Raw genomic sequence first — 18,429 nt, 5'->3', positions numbered from 1 at the left:
ACACGCTGTCTCATTGTTGAATCAGCAGTTTTAGTTCACATTGAAGCTACCAGTATAACTACTGATTCCGGGATGACCACTCTGCCGCAGGGGGATGACGATCTGGAATGTTGCCCCTAATCCTGGCTGCGATAGACAGATGAGTTGTCCTTGATGATTTTCTACCACAATTTGATAGCAAGTCGATAAACCTAAGCCGGTGCCTTTGCCGACTTGTTTGGTGGTAAAAAATGGTTCAAAAATATGGTTTTTGACTTCCGGAGTCATGCCGATGCCATTGTCGGAAATTTCAATCTGCACCTGAGTGGGTGACAAAATTTGGGTGGTGAGGGCGATCGCAAACGGCTGAGGTGAAAATCCTGAAAGGGTAATTTCATCCTTGGCCTTTTCTTCCTCTTTCATTCTTTCTTCTAAGGCATCAATGGCATTACTAAGCAGGTTGAGAAACACCTGATTGAGTTGTTTCGGATAGCACTCCACGAGGGGTAAGTCACCGTAATTTTTAACCACTTCGATGCCTGGATGTCCCGGACGCGCTTTCAGGCGACGCTGTAAAATCAGCAACGTACTATCGATGCCTTCATGAATATCCACCGGCTTCATATCGGCTTCATCCAGACGGGAGAAGCTGCGTAAGGATATCACAATCTGACGGATACGTTCTGCACCCGTTTTCATGGACTCTAGAAGATTCGGTAAATCCTCAATCACAAAGTCCAGTTCAACCGTTTCGCTATACGCTTGAATCGCCGGGGGTGGGGTGGGATAATTTTGCTGGTAAAGGTTCAGGATGTCGAGGAGGTCTTGAATATAAGCAGTAATATGGCTAATATTGCCAGTGATAAAGTTAATGGGGTTATTAATTTCATGAGCAATTCCTGCTACTAATTGCCCCAAACTCGACATTTTTTCAGCTTGAATTAATTGCTGTTGGGCTTGTTTGAGCGAGGTGAGCGATCGCGCGAGTTCATTATTCTTTTCTTCTAACTCCAGAGTTCTTTCGGTTACTTTCCGATCGAGATTGTGGGCAAGTTCGAGTAATTGAGCTTCCGATTGCAGCAGTGCTTGCTCGATTCTTTTTTGTTCTGTAACGTCTTGAATCGTGCCGATGAGTCGAGCGGCTTTCCCTCCTTGCTCCTGAATAATTTTGCCAGTGCCGTGGACAATGCGCTCAGAACGATCGGATAAAACAACTCTAAAGTCAGTGCTGAAGGCTTGCTTGAAATACGATGCGGCGTCTATCAATTCTCTGACCCGTTCTCGGTCATCTGGGTGAACGGATGTCAGCAATCGTTCCATACTTGGCTCAAATTCTGCTGGTGAAAAACCCAAGATGCGATAAAGTTCATCCGACCATCGCAGTTGTTGTTTAACCAAGTCTAAATCCCAGTTACCGAGATGGGCGATCCGTTGGGCGTTGGCGAGACTGGCTTCGCTAGAGCGCAGTGACGCTTCAGCTGAGGCGCGTTCCGCAACCGCCGCCCCCAAAACCAAAGCAGTGACTGCGATAACGCCCATGAAGGCTTGTAAAAATTGCAAAGCTTGGTCGGTATTAATGGCAACTGCCGCAAACGGCCCATCCCCCAAGGCGGTGCCCCAGATAGCAATGCAGGAGACAAGTAGAGTTGCCAATACAGCGCCTTGCTGATTAAATCGGAGGGCTGCCCAAGCGACCAAAGGGAAGGGCATGTAGGCAAGGGGATAGTGAGCGATCGCTGTAGCAGTTTTGGCGAAGAAAACTGACTGGGTGACGGTTGCAAGCAAAGTCAGCAAAAGCATCGCCTCGATGATTCGCTCTCGTCTTGTGTCTAAGCGAGGAAGGACACTCCAAGTCAAGATCGCCGGGACTAACACTAAAACTGCCATGCCATCCCCTAACCACCACGTCCACCACGTCGTCGCATAGTCGCTCCAAGGGATAAGATTTGCCCAGCAAAGAGTCGTCAAACCCAGAGTGGAAGCGACTAGAGTAGACAGCATCACAGACAAGCCGAGAAAACCGAAAACATCTCGCAGGCGATCCAGAGAGGGGCGCAAACGAATCGAACGAAGCAACGTGACCCCGACTAGAGCCTGCAAGGTGGTAGCCAAGCTGCCAGCAATGGCAACAGATAGGGGTACGTGCAGAACTACTTTGGCAAATAAAAATTCACCTAGCACGACTCCAGGCCAAAGCTTTCGCCCCCCGATAAACAGCACGCCTTGGGTAATCCCCGCCGGAGGCCAAACCGGCGTTACGTACTTATTCAACACCGGAAGCGCCAGTGATAGTTTTGCTGCACCAATGTAGATGGCAGTCAGTATGGCGACGCTGGCTAAGTATCGCCAAAGCCGAGTTTGGGACATAATACGGCGGTTTAGGGGTTCAAAATGCGAGATGTTTTCTCCTTGCAACCATAATCCGCTGAGCTAGATGTTGCAAAGGTAAATATAGACAAATTTTTAACTGAAGGGAGAAATCCGATAATTAATCTGATTTCACCTTCGGTTTAGTACAAATTAAGCAATAATCCAGTGCCAATCGATTTAAGCAGCCTGCCCTAACAATCGCCTAGAATCCCTATCAGGGGCTAAATAAAAGGATTAAAAAGTGGAAACTTCTATGCAAGATCGGTTACAGGCAGCGATCACTCCTTATCGCACAGCGGTAGATTATCTAGAAATTCGCTTAGAACAAAGTGAGTCTACCTCTATCTCCTTTCGCGGTCATCAGCTGGATGCCGTAGATCGTAACTTTACCCTGGCTGGGGGCATTCGCGCTTGCCACATGGGCGGCTGGAGTTTTGTCACTTTCAATGGTTTAGCTGAGTTGCAAGACCGGATTGAAGAAGCGATTTCTCAAGCACATCTGGTCGGAAAAGAAACGACGATGCTAGCGCCAGTGGAACCCATTCAAGATTATGTGGCGGTGGAAATCGGGCGCGATCCACGTGGGGTTTCTCTGGCAGAAAAGCGGCGGTTATTGGAGGGATATAACCAACTGCTGCTAGATTTTGACCCCCGAATTCAAACGACAATGGTGAATTTGCGCGATCGCTTCGGCATCACCTATTTTGCCAATTCTCTCGGCACCTGTATTGCCCAAGAACGCTTGGATGTGTCGGGTCGATTTGGGGCGATCGCTAGGGAAGACGGTTCTGCCCCCCGCCAAGGCTTTGAATCTGTCCATTCCCGCACAGACTATAACATTCTCGAAGGAATTGAAGACCAGGTACTGGGAGCCGCCAAACGCGCTGTCGGTCAATTGGAAGCCAAATCAGTCAAAGGCGGACAATATACTGTCGTTCTCGACCCCTATCTCGCGGGTGTCTTCATTCACGAAGCTTTTGGACATCTTTCGGAAGCTGATTTTGTCTACGAAAATCCCCGGATGCAGGAATTGCTCACCTTGGGCAAACCCTTAGCCATTAAGCAACTAAATGTGGTTGATGATGCCACGATGCCCGATTTACCCGGTTCTCTCAAGTATGACGATGAAGGTGTCCCCGCTCAACGCAAATATTTAATTAAAGACGGTATCCTCACCCAGCGCTTGCATAATCGCGAAACTGCTGGCAAGCTACACGAAGCTCCGACTGGCAACGCTAGGGCACTTAACGCGACTTATCCTCCGTTGGTGCGGATGACCAATACCGGCATTGAACCGGGGGAACACTCCTTCGATGACATGATTGGGGATATCGAGGAAGGCGTCTATGCGGTGCGGATGCTTGGCGGACAAACCAACGGCGAGATGTTTACCTTTGCCGCTGCTGAAGGCTATATGATTCGCAATGGCAAGATAGCTGAAAGAGTGACTGATGTCAGTCTGACTGGCAATGTCTTCCAAACGCTCAAAGATATTGAGGCGATTGGGAACGACTCCATCTATATCAACGGCGGTTGCGGTAAAGGCGGACAAATGCCGCTACCAGTAAGTGTGGGGGGTCCCCATCTGCGAATTAAAAATGTCGTGGTGGGCGGGCGCTAGGAGGAACCGGGAAGCTATGAAGAATTCTCTCTCTTTCTCGAATGACCCATTACCGTATAGCAATTCTAAATGATTCGTGAACGCGAGATCCCCGACTTCTTAAGGAAGTCGGGAATCTGAATCGATAGACGCTCTAATCAAAAAGGGGATGCCGCTAGTAAACGGCATCCCCTTTTGTTTTATTTAATTAACGTGCATAGCATGGCATTTGTGGCGGTTTTGCCCCAGTACACTTGCACGGAAACAGCAGACTCCGAAGGCTCGGTATTTGAGACTGAGAGTATCGCTTAATTCAGGTTTAGTGGAAGTAGTTGGCTTCCGCTTCCAACTGGCGAATCAAAGCTTCGTCACCTTTGGCTCTGGCAATTTCTAGACGATGCTGCAAGCTTTTTTGAATGTTTTCGCGGTGAGCCGCATCCGCATTTTTCTGGTTATCTTGGCGTCTTCCGTTCATAATGGACATTATTTTTAAGCGACTTGAGGTATCTGCTACTTTCCTAATATAGCCTAAATCCCCAAAAAATGGTAGTTTTTGTTACAGAATATTCATAGTTTGTTAGCTAGGTTTAAGGGTTAAAGCTTTGCAACGAATACGGGTTTGAGAGCGATCGCCCTTGCTGAAGGTAAGCTAGACTCTGAAAACGTTCAAATAAGACGTTCAAACCACCGCACGTTCTGGTCGCATCAACAGCATCGCACCCACGCTTGGCACAAAGAATCCTTCTTAACAAAGATGTATCAAAACCGGATCGTTACTCTGACGAGCGATTTTGGCTTGAGTGATGTTTATGTAGGGGTGATGAAAGGAGCGATCGCCCAAATCAACCCGACGCTGACGGTGGTGGATCTCACTCATGAGATTCCCCCTCAGAATCTTACAGCCGCAAGATTTTGTTTAATGAATGCCTACCCTTATTTCCCAAAAGGGACAGTGCATATTGCTGTTGTCGATCCGGGAGTGGGGAGTAGCCGTAGAGCGATCGCAGTTAAACTTGCAGATGGTTTCCTGGTGGGACCCGATAACGGGCTATTTAGTGGCATTCTGAGTAATAAAGGGGTTTCTCAGTCCTTACCCGAAATTGCCGCTGTCGAACTCACGAACCCCGACTATTGGCGCGCAACCGAACCCAGTTCAACGTTTCACGGTCGAGATATCTTTGCTCCCGTAGGTGCCCATCTTGCCAGCGGCGTTCCACTAGAACAACTGGGAGACGCTATCGATTTAGCCAGCTTAGTTCAACTGCCCATCCCTGAATGCGTCAAGACAGAGGCGGGTATCACGGGTTGCATTCAGTATATCGATCGCTTTGGCAACTTAATTACAAATATTCCAGGTACCTTCGTCCAAGGAAAAATCTGGTCTGTGGTTGTGGGATTTAGGCTACCCAGTTGCCAGACTTACAGCGACAGTCCAATCGGAGAAGCGATCGCTTTAATTGGCAGTCACGGTTGGGTCGAAATTGCCGTCAACGGAGGCAATGCTCAGTCGCAACTGCAACTAGACTGGGGAGATGAGGTGCTTCTTCAGCTGGATTAATTCAATTCCTAATCGGGATTTATACATCCGCATCGCTGATATTGTATAGCAATTTTCGGATAGGTTTTATGACTCAGTTAAATGCGTCAGATTCGGCAGTTTATCAAGGTCAGTTTGGAGAATTTACGATAACCGAGAGCGATCGCACTGGAGTGATCGTTTACCGTAGCGGCTTAATGGTAGCGGCTTTAAGCTTTGCTTTAGGTAGCTTTCTGGTGCTAAAGACCAACATGGGATTGTCACTCCTCACCCCGCTGTACGCTTGTTTTTGTTTGGCATTGGGCGTCAGTTTATTTACCATCCATATTTACCTAGAACCGCTACACCGACTCCTTCAAGCTTTTTGGGCAATTGGTGTTTTATCAGCGACAGTGCTGGCGCTGCAAAGTAGCGAACCTCTTGCCCTATATGTCTACAATCACCCAATAACCCTTTTTGGAGTTGGCTTCACCTTTGCGGCATTAACGGGGATTTACTTCAAAGAAGCCTTTTGCTTCAACCGTCTGGAAACTAAAGTTCTCACGCCTTTGCTGCCAATGTTGCTGTTGGGACACCTGACGGGTGTATTGCCAGTGTCAGTAGAACGGGGATTATTGGCAGTTTGGGCAATTCTATTTGTCATATTTGCCTTGCGTAAGGTTGTGCAAGAAATTCCACCGGATATTGGTGATAAGTCGGTGTTTGTCTATCTCAAACAACAGCATTCGGCGAAGGCTTGAGGAAAGCGATTCAACCCAATAAAATGACTTCTCCCCCAACTCCTCCCCTGCTAGGAAGCTGTTGGCGAATTAAAACCTAACCCCCTAACCCCCTTCCCTGCGAGGGAAGGGGAAATCATTAGCCTCTCTCCTCGCAGGGAAACGTTAAAGCGAAAATTCGCCAACAAAATCTACTAAAGGAGGGGAGTTAGGTTTCCTGTATTGCCAATCATTTAACTGTCATGGAAGAACGTGCCTTCTGGCTAGCATGGTCGCAAATCCCTGGAATTGGCCCAATTTTGCTCAGGCGCTTGCACCAGCATTTTGGCACGCTCAGTGAAGCCTGGAAAGCCAATCCAGCCGCTTTGAGGGAGGTGGAGGGTTTTGGGCGTCAAACAATTGAAGGGGTGGTAGAGAAGCGATCGCGCCTGCATCCCCAACAATTTTTAGAAGAACACTTGGTAAAAAATCCCTGTTTCTGGACGCCAGCAGATGCTGATTATCCCCGCTTACTTCTAGAGACGCCTACCCCACCGCCAGTGCTGTATTATCGCGGCAAAGTGCAACTCAAAGAAAATCATGGCATTACGCCAACGATTGGCATTGTCGGTACTCGCCAACCCTCTGAATATGGCAGACGCTGGACTGGCAAAATCACTGCTGCATTGACGAAAAGCGGCTTCACGGTTGTTTCCGGCATGGCAGATGGCATTGATACGGAAGCGCATCGCGTTTGTATAGAAGCTGGGGGAAGGACGCTGGCAGTTTTTGGTACTGGCGTGGATGTCGTCTATCCTTGGCGCAACAAGTCCCTATACGAACAGATATGCGATCGCGGGTTAGCGCTGAGTGAGTATCCTGCTGGCACCCAACCGAAGCGCGAACACTTTCCCCCTCGCAATCGGATTATCGCCGGGTTGAGTCGTGCGGTGCTGGTAATGGAAGCGCCTACGAGATCCGGTTCATTAATTACTGCTGATTATGCCAATGAATTCTGTCGAGATGTCTATGCTTTGCCTGCAAGGTTGGACGATCGGCAGTCCCTTGGTTGTTTAAAATTAATCAGTAAGGGAGCGACGCCTTTTTTAGATGAAAATCATTTATTAGAGATGCTGGGAGCGATTCCAAAACTCGATCCAGTGCAACAGCTAGACTTATTTAATCAGCCTCCTGTACCCGATTTGGAACCAGAACTCAAACAAATTTGGCAGGCAATTTCCTCAGAACCTACGGCTTTTGATTTAATTGTGCAGCAAACGGGTAAGTCAGCGAACTTAGTCTCCAGTGCGCTGTTGCAGTTAGAACTTATGGGGTTAGTGTCCCAATTGCCGGGGATGAGGTATCAGAAATCTTAAGCGCGATCGCTACCCTTACCATTCCCAAATCGAATGTCTTAAATTGCTACTGCACTCGCCAAATTTTGATACTAAAGTCCTGACTTCCACTCGCCAGCGTCCGTCCATCGCGGCTGAAAGCCAGGGAAACAACGTTGTTAAAATGTCCTTTAAGGGTGTAGAGTTCCCTGCCAGTGTTTGGATTCCACAATTTAATCGTATCGTCCATACCACCACTGGCAAGGGTTTGCATATCTGGGCTGAATCTGACAGCATAAACCGCTTTTAAATGTCCATGCAACGTGCGAATTTCCTGCCCATTATTCAAATTCCATAATTTAACCGTATTATCCCAACTGCCACTCGCTAGCATCTGTCCATCCGGGCTAAAGGCAACCGAATTAATATAGTTGGAATGCCCATGCAACGTGCGAATTTCCTGCCCATTATTCAAATTCCACAATTTAACCGTATTATCCCAACTGCCACTCGCTAGCATCTGTCCATCTGGGCTAAAAGCGATAGAAACAACCCAGTTAGAATGCCCACTTAAATTGTGAATTTCCTGACCTGTTTTTAAATCCCATAATTTAATCGTATTATCTAAACTGCTACTCGCTAAAATCTCTCCATTGGGACTGAATACGACAGAAACAACCTGGCTCGAATGCCCGATTAACGTGCGAACTTTATCTGCTTTTTTAAGGTTCCACAATCTAATCGTGTTGTCCCAACTGCCACTAGCCAGAATTTGTCCATCTGGACTGATGGCAACAGCACCCACTGACTTTGAATGCCCCTTCAAAGTGTAAATTTCCTGCCCCGTGTTCAGATTCCACAATTTAATCGTGTTGTCTAAACTCCCACTAGCTAGCATCTCTCCATTTGGACTGATGGTGACAGAAGCAACTGACTTTGAATGTCCTTTTAGAGTGTTCGCTAAAGCAAATCTTTTTCTAAAAATTGGTTGATTCGGACTTAAGGTTAGATTACTAATTGAAAAATTATTTGGATTGACGTGTTTAAAATAACTATATCCAAATAACAATAATATTAACGTAGTACTACCTGCTAAAACTTGATTTGTAAAGTTGTTTCTAACCAGTGTAACCGCTGAAGACGTAATTTTAAAAGGCTTATTACTTCTAGACGGCGCTACAGATATTTTAGGCGTTAAATTTTGCGGACTCCGCATCAAATCATGAATAACCTCGTCTACCGAATGGTAGCGGCGATCAAAATTTTTTTGCAATAGCTTATCTAATATATTACCCAAATTACTACTAATTGAATATTTTAGATATTTCCGCCACTGACAAACCCAATCGTAGCCATAATCAAGAAATAATAAGTGGGGATTGACATTACTTAGCAAATGAAAACAAGTTACACCTAGACTAAATAAATCGCTAGCTGGATAAACTTCACCGCCTTGCATTTGTTCGTAGGAAGTATATCCAAAAGAACCAATTTTTGTACCTCGTTGAGTTGCCTTTATTGCAGTTAACTGCTTAGCTGCACCAAAATCAATCAGTACTAACTCCCGCTTTCCTCCCCTTGTTAAGCGGCAACGCATAATATTTTCGGGTTTGATATCTCTGTGAATTACATTTTTGTCATGAACGAATTTGAGAACAGGTAAAATATCCAGTAACATCTCTCGAATTTGTTTTTCACTGAAAGCACCTTGTTGTTCCAACTCCTGCAATAAATCCTGCCCATCGATAAACTGCTGCACTAAATATAAATAATTTCCTTCTTCAAAATAGCCATAGAGCGTAGGAATCTGCGGATGATGTCCCATCTCTTGCAGACGTTTTGCCTCCTGTTTAAACAGTTGAATAGACTTGTTGAGTGCCGCAGTTCCTTGGACTTGGGGTCTAAATTGCTTGACAACGCAGGGTTCATTCATCCTATCTATGTCTTCTGCCAGATAAGTTCTACCAAATCCTCCCTCATTGGAAATAAGCTGGATAATGCGATAGTGTCCTCTCAGCAACGGCATTAGTTTTGTCCCGCAACTTCGGCAAAACTTTGTCGTATCAGGATTGAGAGGATTCTGACAATCGGGGTTGAGGCAACAGCTCATACGTAGAAGATGCAACATTTGGTTGAGTCTATGATAAATGTGCCCCTCAATTTTCTCTGTAGTGGTTCAAGCATGAAACGCCAAATTTTCTTAGCTTTAATGCTGCTGACGGCTACAGTTTTGATGCTTTTTATTGGACACGGTGCGATTACGAAACCAGCAAACACGGCGACTATTTCACTGCGATCGCTAGCAGACACGCGGGGGATTGGAATGAGTATGGCGGTGGCGATGCAACCCTGATGTCACGATTCTACCTATCGGGAGGTGGTGGCGCGTGAGTTCAATCCCATCGTGGCAGAGAATAAGATGAAGTTTCAGGCAGTTCATCCAGAACGCGATGTCCTCAAAGGACAACCTTCGGTTCGCTTCGATTTCACAGACGCAGATAATTATGGCCGATCGTAAAAAAATTAATCAGCAATTAGCAGCCTAATATGACAAATAACTTTGAATTCGGCTCGATTTCTAATCCTGAAGAAGCGAAACAGCTTGGGCAAATCTTAAGCCAGTGCTTCAATTCACCGCCAGATAGCTGGCAGATGTATTTAAATCGGATTGGGTTGGAGAACTTCCGCGTCATCCGCCAAGGAAGACAGACGGCTGGGGGCTTAGGCATTCTCAACATGGCTCAGTGGTTCGGATCTTCTCGCGTACCCATCGCCGGAATTGCCGCCGTTGGCATTGCGCCAGAGTATCGAGGCACAGGGGTAGCGGCGGCGCTGATGACTAATATTGTTAAGGAGTGTCACGCTAAGGGAATTCCCCTATCGACGCTCTACGCCTCTACCAGCGCCCTTTATCGAAAAGTAGGTTACGAACAAGCTGGGAACTATTGCCGTTTGACGGTGCCGACAGAGACGATTCTGCTCAAAGATCGCACTTTGCCGATGCAGCGCGTGGAAGCGACTCACCACGAATTTCACGAACTCTACCGTCAACGAGCGATCGCTTCCAGTGGCAACTTGGATCGCCACCAAGCCATTTGGCAAGGCATTGTCGAGTCCCCAGAAGACGTGATTTACGCCTACCGGATTGGCTTTGAAGACAAAGCAGAAGGTTACATCATTTTCAGCCAAAAGAGGGGCGACACAAGCTATCACCTTGAAGTCAGAGACATGGTGGCATTAACACCAGCAGCAGCACGTCGGTTGTGGACTTTCTTTGCCGATCACCGTTCTCTGGCAGACAAGGTGATTTGGCAAGGTCAGGCAGGAGACCCGCTTTTGTCTTTACTCACAGAACAAACTTACAAAATTGCCCATTTAGAACGATGGTTGGTGCGAGTCGTTGATGTGCCAAAAGCACTATCAATGCGCGGCTATCCGATTGGGTTAGAAGCCGAATTACATCTTGAAATTCAAGATAATGTATTGCCCGATAACAATGGAAAATTTGTTTTGGCAGTTTCCGGCGGACGCGGTGAAGTGACAAGAGGCGGACGCGGTGAATTACGGTTAGATGTGCGAGGCTTAGCACCTTTATTCACAGGGTTACTGACAGCTCATCAGTTACAAACAATTGGGAAAATTGAAGGGGATGCCGATTCTTTATCGACCGCTATGCTGCTCTTTGCCAGTCCCGAACCGTGGATGCCAGATCATTTTTAGCGGCTCATTAGTTAGGGGCAAGGTAGGTAATGGCTATTATCTTACTAGCTACAATTCACCAATCATTTTTTTGAACCGCTCATGTTGCCGAATTCGATAAAAACTTGATTCATTTTTGGCATAGGTTTTAAATGTATTGGGATCGAGATTAATTGCCTGTTCTAGAGAATCAAGCGCTAAAGAAGCTTTGCCTTGTAGGGCACAGGAGCAAGCTTTGTTATACCAAGCATAAGGGTAGTGAGGATTGATTTCGATGGCTCTGTCACAACAGGCGATCGCTTCTTCGTATCGTTGCAATGCAGCGAGTGCCCCACTCCAGTCAGTCCAGATAGCGGGGTTATCTGGTTTGAGGACAATTGCTTGCTCGTAGGAAGCGATCGCTTCTTTATACCGTTGTAGGCTTCCTAACGCCCAGGCTCGGTGATGCCACGCTTCCCAAAAATCGTGTTTTAGTTTAATCGCTTTGTCATAGGAAGCGATCGCTTCTTCGTACTGTTGTGATTTGAGTAGCTGATTGCCTTTTTCGTAACAAGCGTGATGCGGACTCATCACTCTACGAATTAGCAAAAAAACACCAATCGCCGCTACTAACAAAATGCCAGCATCTGCATTGAAAGATTCGTATCCCTTCCATACGAATTCCATTGGAACACCAAGCAGTGCCCCAATTGTAAAAGCTGATTTCCAAAAAAGCAGATTTAACGGTTTTACGAATGAGAGCAGAATGAAGAGGGCAATAATTCCATATTTGCTCAGCTTTCTCAGTTTAATTTGAGTTTGATTCGGCAACCACGGCTCGATAATGCCATAACCATCCAGCGGTGGAATTGGCAGAAAGTTGAACTGAATAACGGAAATTTGTAGAATAATTAGGAATGCTAAAGCTGGGCCAATCCAGTGTTCACTGAATGGCGTCACCCAACCCAGCCAAAAGGGAATCGTGAGCAATAAAGTCACGATTACACTAGCGATGGGACCCGCTGCGGAGACAGCACTTTTCCACCAACGATTGCGTAATTGGCTTTGATTGATGTAAACTGCGGCACCCGGTAAGGCAATCCCACCGATGAGAAGAAAGACGACGGGCAGAACCAAACTCAAAGTTGGATCGGTATATTTGAGGGGATTCAGGGTCAAATACCCCTTATCTTTAACTGAGGTATCCCCGCCCCAATAAGCAACTACCGCATGACCAAACTCGTGTATACAAACAGACACAATCCAGCCAAGACAGACGAAAACTGCGACAGGTAACATTGCTGCCCACCCTGAGGAAAAGCGGTTGAAAAGATGTTTTAATCTAACTCAGCCGCGAGGCAAATGGCAAAGTTGCAACGCGATCCGGTTCGGGTTAAATACGTTTAGATAAATCAGTATTTGAAAGAAGATCCCCCAACCCGCTGATAAATTGGGGGCGATGAGAAAAAAATCTCCTTTTTCAGGAGGCGAAGGGGGTGCAAATAGGTTGCCTCAAAACGTTAACTTAACTGTATTTGAAGCTTAATCTCCTACGTTGACTGTCGCTATGAGCGACTGGCCAGGAAAGTGTCCAAACTTGGGACATCCACCCAGCAACCCGTCTGATGGGATTCATGGGCTAAATCCATCAGCAGCTGCGAATAAACTCCCTCTCGCAGCGATGGCGCGATCGCTTTCCCGGCGTCAATTGCCTGCACCCAGTTGTCTACAACTCGGATAAAGGGTGCCAGACGCCCATCCGTATAGGTTTGGGGAAACGCCAGCAGATTCGGAATTTCCACCTCAGCGAGGGATTTACCCGCAGGTGCCGCCCAGAGGCGAAAACCATGTACGTAATCTTTCTGATTTTCACTGCCCAAGACTAACGTACCGCGATCGCCATAGACTTCGATCCCGTGCGTCCGCGATGCATAAACCACCGAACTGATACACAGTTGGCAGGGCGTCCCATCCGCCAGTTCCAGCATCAGCATACACGTATCATCAGCATCCACCGGCTTCATTTCACCCGTGTTAGAGTCTGGACGAACAGAGATTCCTGTAATCAGCTGGGCACACAGTCGCCGCACAGGTGCAAACAACCAGCTAATGTAATCAAAAGCGTGAGAACCGACGGCTCCCAATGCTCCTCCTCCCTGGTCTTTCCGAGAATACCAGTTCCACGGGCGCGTGGCATCGGCACGACTCGACACCAGCCAATCAATCTTGATCAGGCGCTGCTGTCCCACATATCCTTCTGCTAAAAGTTCCGCAAATCGCTGCCATGCGGGGACAAAGCGAAATTCAAAATCGAGGGTAGCGATCGCGCCGTTTTCTCTCGCCAACTGATACAACTGACGTGCCTCAGTCGCTGACAGGGCTGTGGGTTTTTCTAATAATAGATGCTTCCCAGCTTGCAACACCGTCTTCGCCATTTCATAGTGCAAAAAGGGTGGCGTTGAAATACTGACAGCGGCGACATCTGGCAAAGCGACGATTTTTTCTAGGGTGTCGCAAGCGTGGGGGATATTCTGGGCAGAAGCGAGAGCGATCGCTTTATTCAAATCCCGATTGTAAACGGCAACCACCTGAGTACGCGGGTGTGCCTGGAATCCGGGGATGTGGATTTTCTGACCAAATCCAGTCCCCACCACTGCTACGCCAATCGGGTTCGATGCTTGGGCTGAATTGCTGAATGTCATGCAGGGTTTTCCGATCTAAACTTTTCCACCCATTCAATCACTTGATAGCCGAGACGGGTGCCATCAAGTCGATCGATTTCTCGGATGCCAGTAGGACTGGTGACATTCACTTCCGTGAGGTAGCCGCCAATCACATCAATCCCGACAAAAATTAAACCATCCTGGCGCAGTGTAGGAGCCAGTTGGGCGCAGATTTCGCGCTCTCGTTGGGTAATTTCTGTCTGAGCGACTCTACCCCCGACTGCCATATTGCCACGAAATTCTTTACCCGTAGGAATGCGATTCACGGCTCCAATCGGTTCGCCATTGAGCAAAATAATTCGCTTGTCTCCTTCTTTAGCGGCGGGTAAGTAGGTTTGCACCATCACTGGAACTCGTGCCTGAAGGGTACTGAGTTCTATCAGGGAATTAAAGTTGCGATCGCTCGGATCTAAGAATAAAATCCCTTCCCCCGCCTTATTTCCCAACGGCTTCAGGATCGCCGCCCCTTTTGCTTCCAGAAACTGGCGGATCACCTGTTTATCCGCACTGACAATCGTTTCCGGAATCGCCTCCTTAAACTGGAGTGCGTACATCTTCTCATTTGCCGCCCGCAACCCATTGGGGGCGTTGATGACCAAGGTTTTCGCTGGATCGATATAGTCCAGAATGTAGGTGGCGTAGAGGTAAGGAACGGTCACTGGCGGATCTGTTCGCATGAAAACCGCGTCCATTGCCTCCAGCGGTTGCAAGACGCGATCGCCTACAGAAAACCACCGCGACTCCGCCACCCAGCGTCCTTCCACCAGATGCACCGGCGTCAGTTGCACCGGCTCCAGCAACGCCCAAGCCTTGCCATCCCCCACACTCAATAAATTCGCCTGAGTAATCCAAACTTCGTGTCCCAGTGCTTGTGCTGCTTCCATCAGCGCCACACTGGTATCGTGACCGGGATCTAGGCGTTCGATGGGGTCAATAATAAAAGCATGTTTCATGTTAGCTATCAGCTTTTTGTCTTTTGTCCATTGTCCGTTGTCCGTTGTCCGTTGTCCGCAAACAGTAGCTCAGGACGAATAACAAATGACGAATGACTATGCTGATTGTAGGAGTGGATCGAGCTTGCCTTGAGCTTCTAGCGCATAGGTATCATCACAGCCACCAATATGCCGATCGTTGATAAAAACTTGAGGTACGGAACGCCGCCCATTTGCGCGTTTTGCCATCTCCGCCCGTGCCGCCTCATCCCCATCAATGCCGTATTCGATATAATCAACCCCTTTTTTATCGAGCAAAGCCTTGGCACGGATGCAGAAGGGGCAGCTGCTCCAGGTATAAATTTCCACTTTAGGAGCCATCTTGTCCTCAAATATTAAGTAATTTTTCTTGATCTTAGTCTAGTCAAACCCATCTATATCTTGTTTTCCGAGTAGAGTTGACTGAAAATCTTAGTTCGCTTAGTTAGCACGTCCCGTACCGGAAGTCCCACTCCATCCTAAAAAGCTCCCCGCTTAATCAAAGCGGAGAGCTTCTTGTGGAAATTTCCCAGAAATCAATCCTTAAGGGAAAAAGAGCCATTTAATATTGCTTAGCGCTGAAGCTAGAGAAAAAAATCTGGCTGAAGGCGCAAAAATATCAACGTCGAACCCATCCGTTAATCGTAAAGCGACTATCTGCGAAGGCTTTTGAGGGACATTGCACAGGTAATACTTCATGCATATAACGACTGAGAAAAAGCACAATGCTATTATTACGAGGCTCAACTGTTTTAAAGGAATCAGCCTTCACGTAAAAGTTATTTTCAATCTTGCTGTCATAAATTAGTAGCTCTCCACCAGAGAAAGCTTTGGGTTCTCGGTAAAAGTAGTAAACATAGGTTAATTCTCTGGTAGCAGTATCAGGACTACCATTATCATTGTGAACTTTGTAGTAATTTCCATCATTGTGAGAGGTTAATTGTGACTCAATTTGAGATACAGGAAATGATGGAATCCCTAATTTACTAAATATATCCGGTAAAATTGCTCGCAGGCGATTGACTATCCGTTCTGAAAACTCAGGGAAAGAGTAGAGAGCCATAGACCGACGATAATCAGTCGCATCGGTTGAAATGCTGGTAGGTACAAAGGCTGGCTCTTTTTTAAACACATAGTCGAGTAGTTGTTTGTGTTCCTCTTGAGTCAGAAAATTGTCAATTTGCACGTAGGGAGACGCTAAAACATCCGTTGGTTGAGGTTTCAGTTCCTCTTGCATGACAAAAACTGAGGGTTCGGTAACTACACCAACCAGATGTTCGCTTGGAAAACACAGAGAAGCGCGACCCTCATCAATCGGAATCTGGAACAACCCATAAAAACCATCTTCTTGCTTATAAGAGCGAGCCACAACAGTTTTTAACAGATTTTCTAGCATAGGGGCGTCTGACTTTAGAAAGACAGTGTATTGATGCCCCCCTGCTAAAAGCAGTTTGACTTTTATCTCCTTGACTTGAGCAGATGTTTCCATAAGTTTTCCTACTTTCACATACCTATCGCATTGAGATTTTTGGCTTGAAGTAAATTCACCCTGAGCAAAAGCTTCTCACCGTATCGTAAGTGAGAAGCTCTTTTTGAAATATGTATCTCTAGGGGAGGTAAAACAGTCGCTTAACTAGCGCTTAACGCTACTGTGCGCTTGTCTTCCGTCTTTTGCCAAACCGCATGGCGGCAAAACTTGTCAGCATGAGTGCGCCCACTGTACTGGGTTCGGGTACTGGTTTAGGGTTACTCTTAGTGCCGCCGGTACTGGGATTGGTGCCGGAACCGTAGTCAACTCCCGTTCCGCCATTGCTGTAATCAACGCCGGTGGTGCCACCTGGTGTTGGAGCTGGTGCCGGAGCTGGCGCTGGTGCGGGTGCTGGAGCAGGTGCGGGTGCTGGCGCTGGTGCTGGCGCTGGTGCGGGTGCTGGTGCGGGTGCTGGAGCAGGTGCTGGTGCGGGTGCTGGAGCAGGTGCTGGAGCAGGTGCTGGAGCAGGTGCTGGCGCTGGTGCGGGTGCTGGAGCAGGTGCTGGAGCAGGTGCTGGAGCAGGTGCTGGCGCTGGACCTGCGGTTCCGATTAGTTTGCTACTTTCCTGACGAGATTTTTCATCATTGGTATCTCCTACGCTCATCAGGCGCACTCCGAATTCCTGACCGTAAAACTGAGAGAGGGTTAAAGCTGTTGTGGCATGGGACAGGGTAAAAACGGCCGTTTGAAAGTCGTCCTTACCGCCCTTCAAACCTGTGTCACCAATTTCTATGCCAAATTCAAATGAGTGATTGCCTCCATCGCCATTCAAATTAGCTTGACCAACAGTGCTAAGGTTGTCGCTGGTGCTATAGGCAGTCGTGGTTATTAATTGGTTTTGACCTAGTTGGTTTTGACCAACTACGCTCAGACCACTTAGGAGCGAGTTATCAAGAATGTCGAAGAAGATTCCACGAATGTCCCCAAATGAGAATTTCGTGTCAACAGCCACTGTGAACTGAATCTTGCCTACTCCTGCTGCGGTGTCATCCAAAGTAAAGTTGACCTTTGCGTCAGCACCTGTAAAGTCATTGGCGCTAAAAGTCATAGAGGCAGCATTGGCTGGGGAAAATGCAGAAGATGCGATCGCAACACCAGCAGCCAAGAAGGAATAACTAAGTAGAGATGGGATTGTCCTTTTCATCGTAATTAAAACCTTTACCAATTTAAGAGTGAACTGAAGTTGCGTTATGGAATCTGCGATCTTTGCACTACAGTGCAAGGTTGTATATCACAGGATGTTTAAACATCAATGAAATGCCTTGAACCTGTAGATTTCCCCTGATTTTCCTGAAAATTAATCATGTTCCTTTTGCTGTTACCTCTACTGTAAAGAGTATTTTTTTAGTTGTCTATCGATTTTTTAAAACTTCTTCGTATCTTTATTTAAACTCAATTTCTGAGTATTTCTTTGCTGATGTCCGAGAATTTTTCTGGGCATTCACCTATAAGAGCCACTACGATTAAAACTGATGCTTGGCCTTGAAATTCTTTCTAGTCAATCATTCTGGGCAGCGATTGCAAGATTTCAACTTTTGCAATTACCGCAAAATGTCGAGCTTCAATATTAAGTGTTCCACATTGATAGGTGTAACGTCTTCAGCAGAACTACGCACTTATTTTGGTAATACAAATCCTATAAAAGCCTTCTTCAGTATTTACCGAGTCGAAACACGAGGTTGAATATTTTAGGCAGGTTACTTTACCGCCAAAATCATAAGTAAATTCTTTTTGGCACTGATATCAATACGGATTGATTTAGCGATTAGCTAAATCAATCCTGCTTGCTTTGAGTATTTACCGAGGGTAAACAGCCTTCTCAAGGGTAAGTATGCGAAGCCCTGAAGTGGTATTACTGCTATACATAAGACTTAATCGGAAATAGAGTAGTTTAGAAGTGAAGGGTTGTTGCTCGAAGACCGAGGTGTTTACGATGTTGAGCTACGGCGCTATCCACAATAAACCTCATGTGTTTCAAAGCTTGACTGGACTCAAAGTAGAAGAATTTGAG

Annotated in this window: 15 protein-coding genes and 1 pseudogene; 7 read left to right on the top strand and 9 right to left on the bottom strand. The window is 46.9% G+C overall.

Annotation, left to right across the window (positions count from 1 at the left end; translation table 11 throughout):
• Window positions 1-30: 30 nt before the first annotated feature.
• Window positions 31-2,346: an MASE1 domain-containing protein gene (locus tag NC996_RS15215; protein ID WP_190686231.1), complete on the bottom strand. Its 2,316-nt coding sequence runs from the start codon at window positions 2,344-2,346 to the stop codon at window positions 31-33.
• A gap of 256 nt (window positions 2,347-2,602) precedes the next feature.
• Here NC996_RS15215 and NC996_RS15210 point away from each other — a divergent pair, with 256 nt between their 5' ends.
• Window positions 2,603-3,970 carry a TldD/PmbA family protein gene (locus NC996_RS15210; protein WP_190686228.1) on the top strand — a complete coding sequence of 456 codons (1,368 nt, stop codon included), beginning with the start codon at window positions 2,603-2,605 and terminating at the stop codon, window positions 3,968-3,970.
• A gap of 298 nt (window positions 3,971-4,268) precedes the next feature.
• Here the strand turns inward: NC996_RS15210 and NC996_RS15205 are convergent, their stop codons facing one another.
• Window positions 4,269-4,424: a hypothetical protein gene (locus tag NC996_RS15205; protein ID WP_348260001.1), complete on the bottom strand. Its 156-nt coding sequence runs from the start codon at window positions 4,422-4,424 to the stop codon at window positions 4,269-4,271.
• A 279-nt stretch (window positions 4,425-4,703) separates the two neighbouring features.
• On the opposite strand from NC996_RS15205, the gene NC996_RS15200 reads away from it, so the two are divergent.
• The 3 genes from NC996_RS15200 to dprA all read left to right on the top strand — a co-directional run bounded on the left by NC996_RS15200 (window position 4,704) and on the right by dprA (window position 7,560).
• Window positions 4,704-5,507 (top strand): SAM-dependent chlorinase/fluorinase, encoded by an 804-nt coding sequence (locus NC996_RS15200; protein WP_190686224.1) that lies wholly within the window; start codon window positions 4,704-4,706, stop codon window positions 5,505-5,507.
• A gap of 68 nt (window positions 5,508-5,575) precedes the next feature.
• Entirely contained in the window at window positions 5,576-6,226 is a 651-nt protein-coding gene (locus NC996_RS15195) for a DUF2301 domain-containing membrane protein (protein ID WP_190527371.1), read from the top strand.
• Between the two features lie 221 nt (window positions 6,227-6,447).
• Window positions 6,448-7,560, top strand: coding sequence for a DNA-processing protein DprA (dprA, locus tag NC996_RS15190; RefSeq protein WP_190686222.1), 1,113 nt, complete (start codon window positions 6,448-6,450; stop codon window positions 7,558-7,560).
• Window positions 7,561-7,606: 46 nt separating this feature from the next.
• Here the strand turns inward: dprA and NC996_RS15185 are convergent, their stop codons facing one another.
• Window positions 7,607-9,628, bottom strand: coding sequence for a serine/threonine-protein kinase (locus tag NC996_RS15185; protein ID WP_190686219.1), 2,022 nt, complete (start codon window positions 9,626-9,628; stop codon window positions 7,607-7,609).
• A 72-nt stretch (window positions 9,629-9,700) separates the two neighbouring features.
• Between NC996_RS15185 and NC996_RS15180 the strand changes: the two genes are divergently transcribed.
• The 3 genes and pseudogenes from NC996_RS15180 (at window position 9,701) to NC996_RS15170 (ending at window position 11,238) form a co-directional block, all read left to right on the top strand.
• A complete protein-coding gene (locus NC996_RS15180; protein ID WP_190686216.1) occupies window positions 9,701-9,871 on the top strand; it encodes a hypothetical protein in 171 nt (56 codons plus the stop codon).
• Window positions 9,872-9,892: 21 nt separating this feature from the next.
• A pseudogene (locus NC996_RS15175) lies at window positions 9,893-10,036 on the top strand (endo-1,4-beta-xylanase); the annotation flags it as partial.
• A 29-nt stretch (window positions 10,037-10,065) separates the two neighbouring features.
• Entirely contained in the window at window positions 10,066-11,238 is a 1,173-nt protein-coding gene (locus NC996_RS15170; protein WP_190686211.1) for a GNAT family N-acetyltransferase, read from the top strand.
• 48 nt (window positions 11,239-11,286) lie between these two features.
• Here the strand turns inward: NC996_RS15170 and NC996_RS15165 are convergent, their stop codons facing one another.
• The 6 genes from NC996_RS15165 to NC996_RS15140 form a co-directional block, all read right to left on the bottom strand.
• On the bottom strand, window positions 11,287-12,495 hold the full coding sequence (locus NC996_RS15165) for a tetratricopeptide repeat protein (RefSeq protein WP_190686209.1): 1,209 nt from the start codon (window positions 12,493-12,495) through the stop codon (window positions 11,287-11,289).
• Between the two features lie 266 nt (window positions 12,496-12,761).
• Complete coding sequence (locus tag NC996_RS15160; RefSeq protein WP_190686206.1) at window positions 12,762-13,898, bottom strand: Gfo/Idh/MocA family oxidoreductase; 1,137 nt, start codon at window positions 13,896-13,898, stop codon at window positions 12,762-12,764.
• Entirely contained in the window at window positions 13,895-14,872 is a 978-nt protein-coding gene (gene gshB / locus NC996_RS15155; RefSeq protein ID WP_190686203.1) for a glutathione synthase, read from the bottom strand. Before gshB ends, NC996_RS15160 begins: the two co-directional genes overlap by 4 nt.
• A 96-nt stretch (window positions 14,873-14,968) precedes the next feature.
• Window positions 14,969-15,232 (bottom strand): glutaredoxin 3, encoded by a 264-nt coding sequence (gene grxC / locus NC996_RS15150; RefSeq protein ID WP_190686200.1) that lies wholly within the window; start codon window positions 15,230-15,232, stop codon window positions 14,969-14,971.
• A 277-nt stretch (window positions 15,233-15,509) separates the two neighbouring features.
• Window positions 15,510-16,379 (bottom strand): 2OG-Fe(II) oxygenase, encoded by an 870-nt coding sequence (locus tag NC996_RS15145; RefSeq protein ID WP_190673749.1) that lies wholly within the window; start codon window positions 16,377-16,379, stop codon window positions 15,510-15,512.
• A gap of 157 nt (window positions 16,380-16,536) precedes the next feature.
• Window positions 16,537-17,562: a PEP-CTERM sorting domain-containing protein gene (locus tag NC996_RS15140; RefSeq protein ID WP_190686197.1), complete on the bottom strand. Its 1,026-nt coding sequence runs from the start codon at window positions 17,560-17,562 to the stop codon at window positions 16,537-16,539.
• Window positions 17,563-18,429: the final 867 nt, after the last annotated feature.

Source organism: Trichocoleus sp. ST-U2 (assembly GCF_039961875.1).
Lineage (GTDB): Bacteria > Cyanobacteriota > Cyanobacteriia > Cyanobacteriales > FACHB-T130 > FACHB-T130.
Note: the sequence above shows the minus strand (reverse complement) of the source record. Positions and strands in the feature narration are given on the sequence as shown.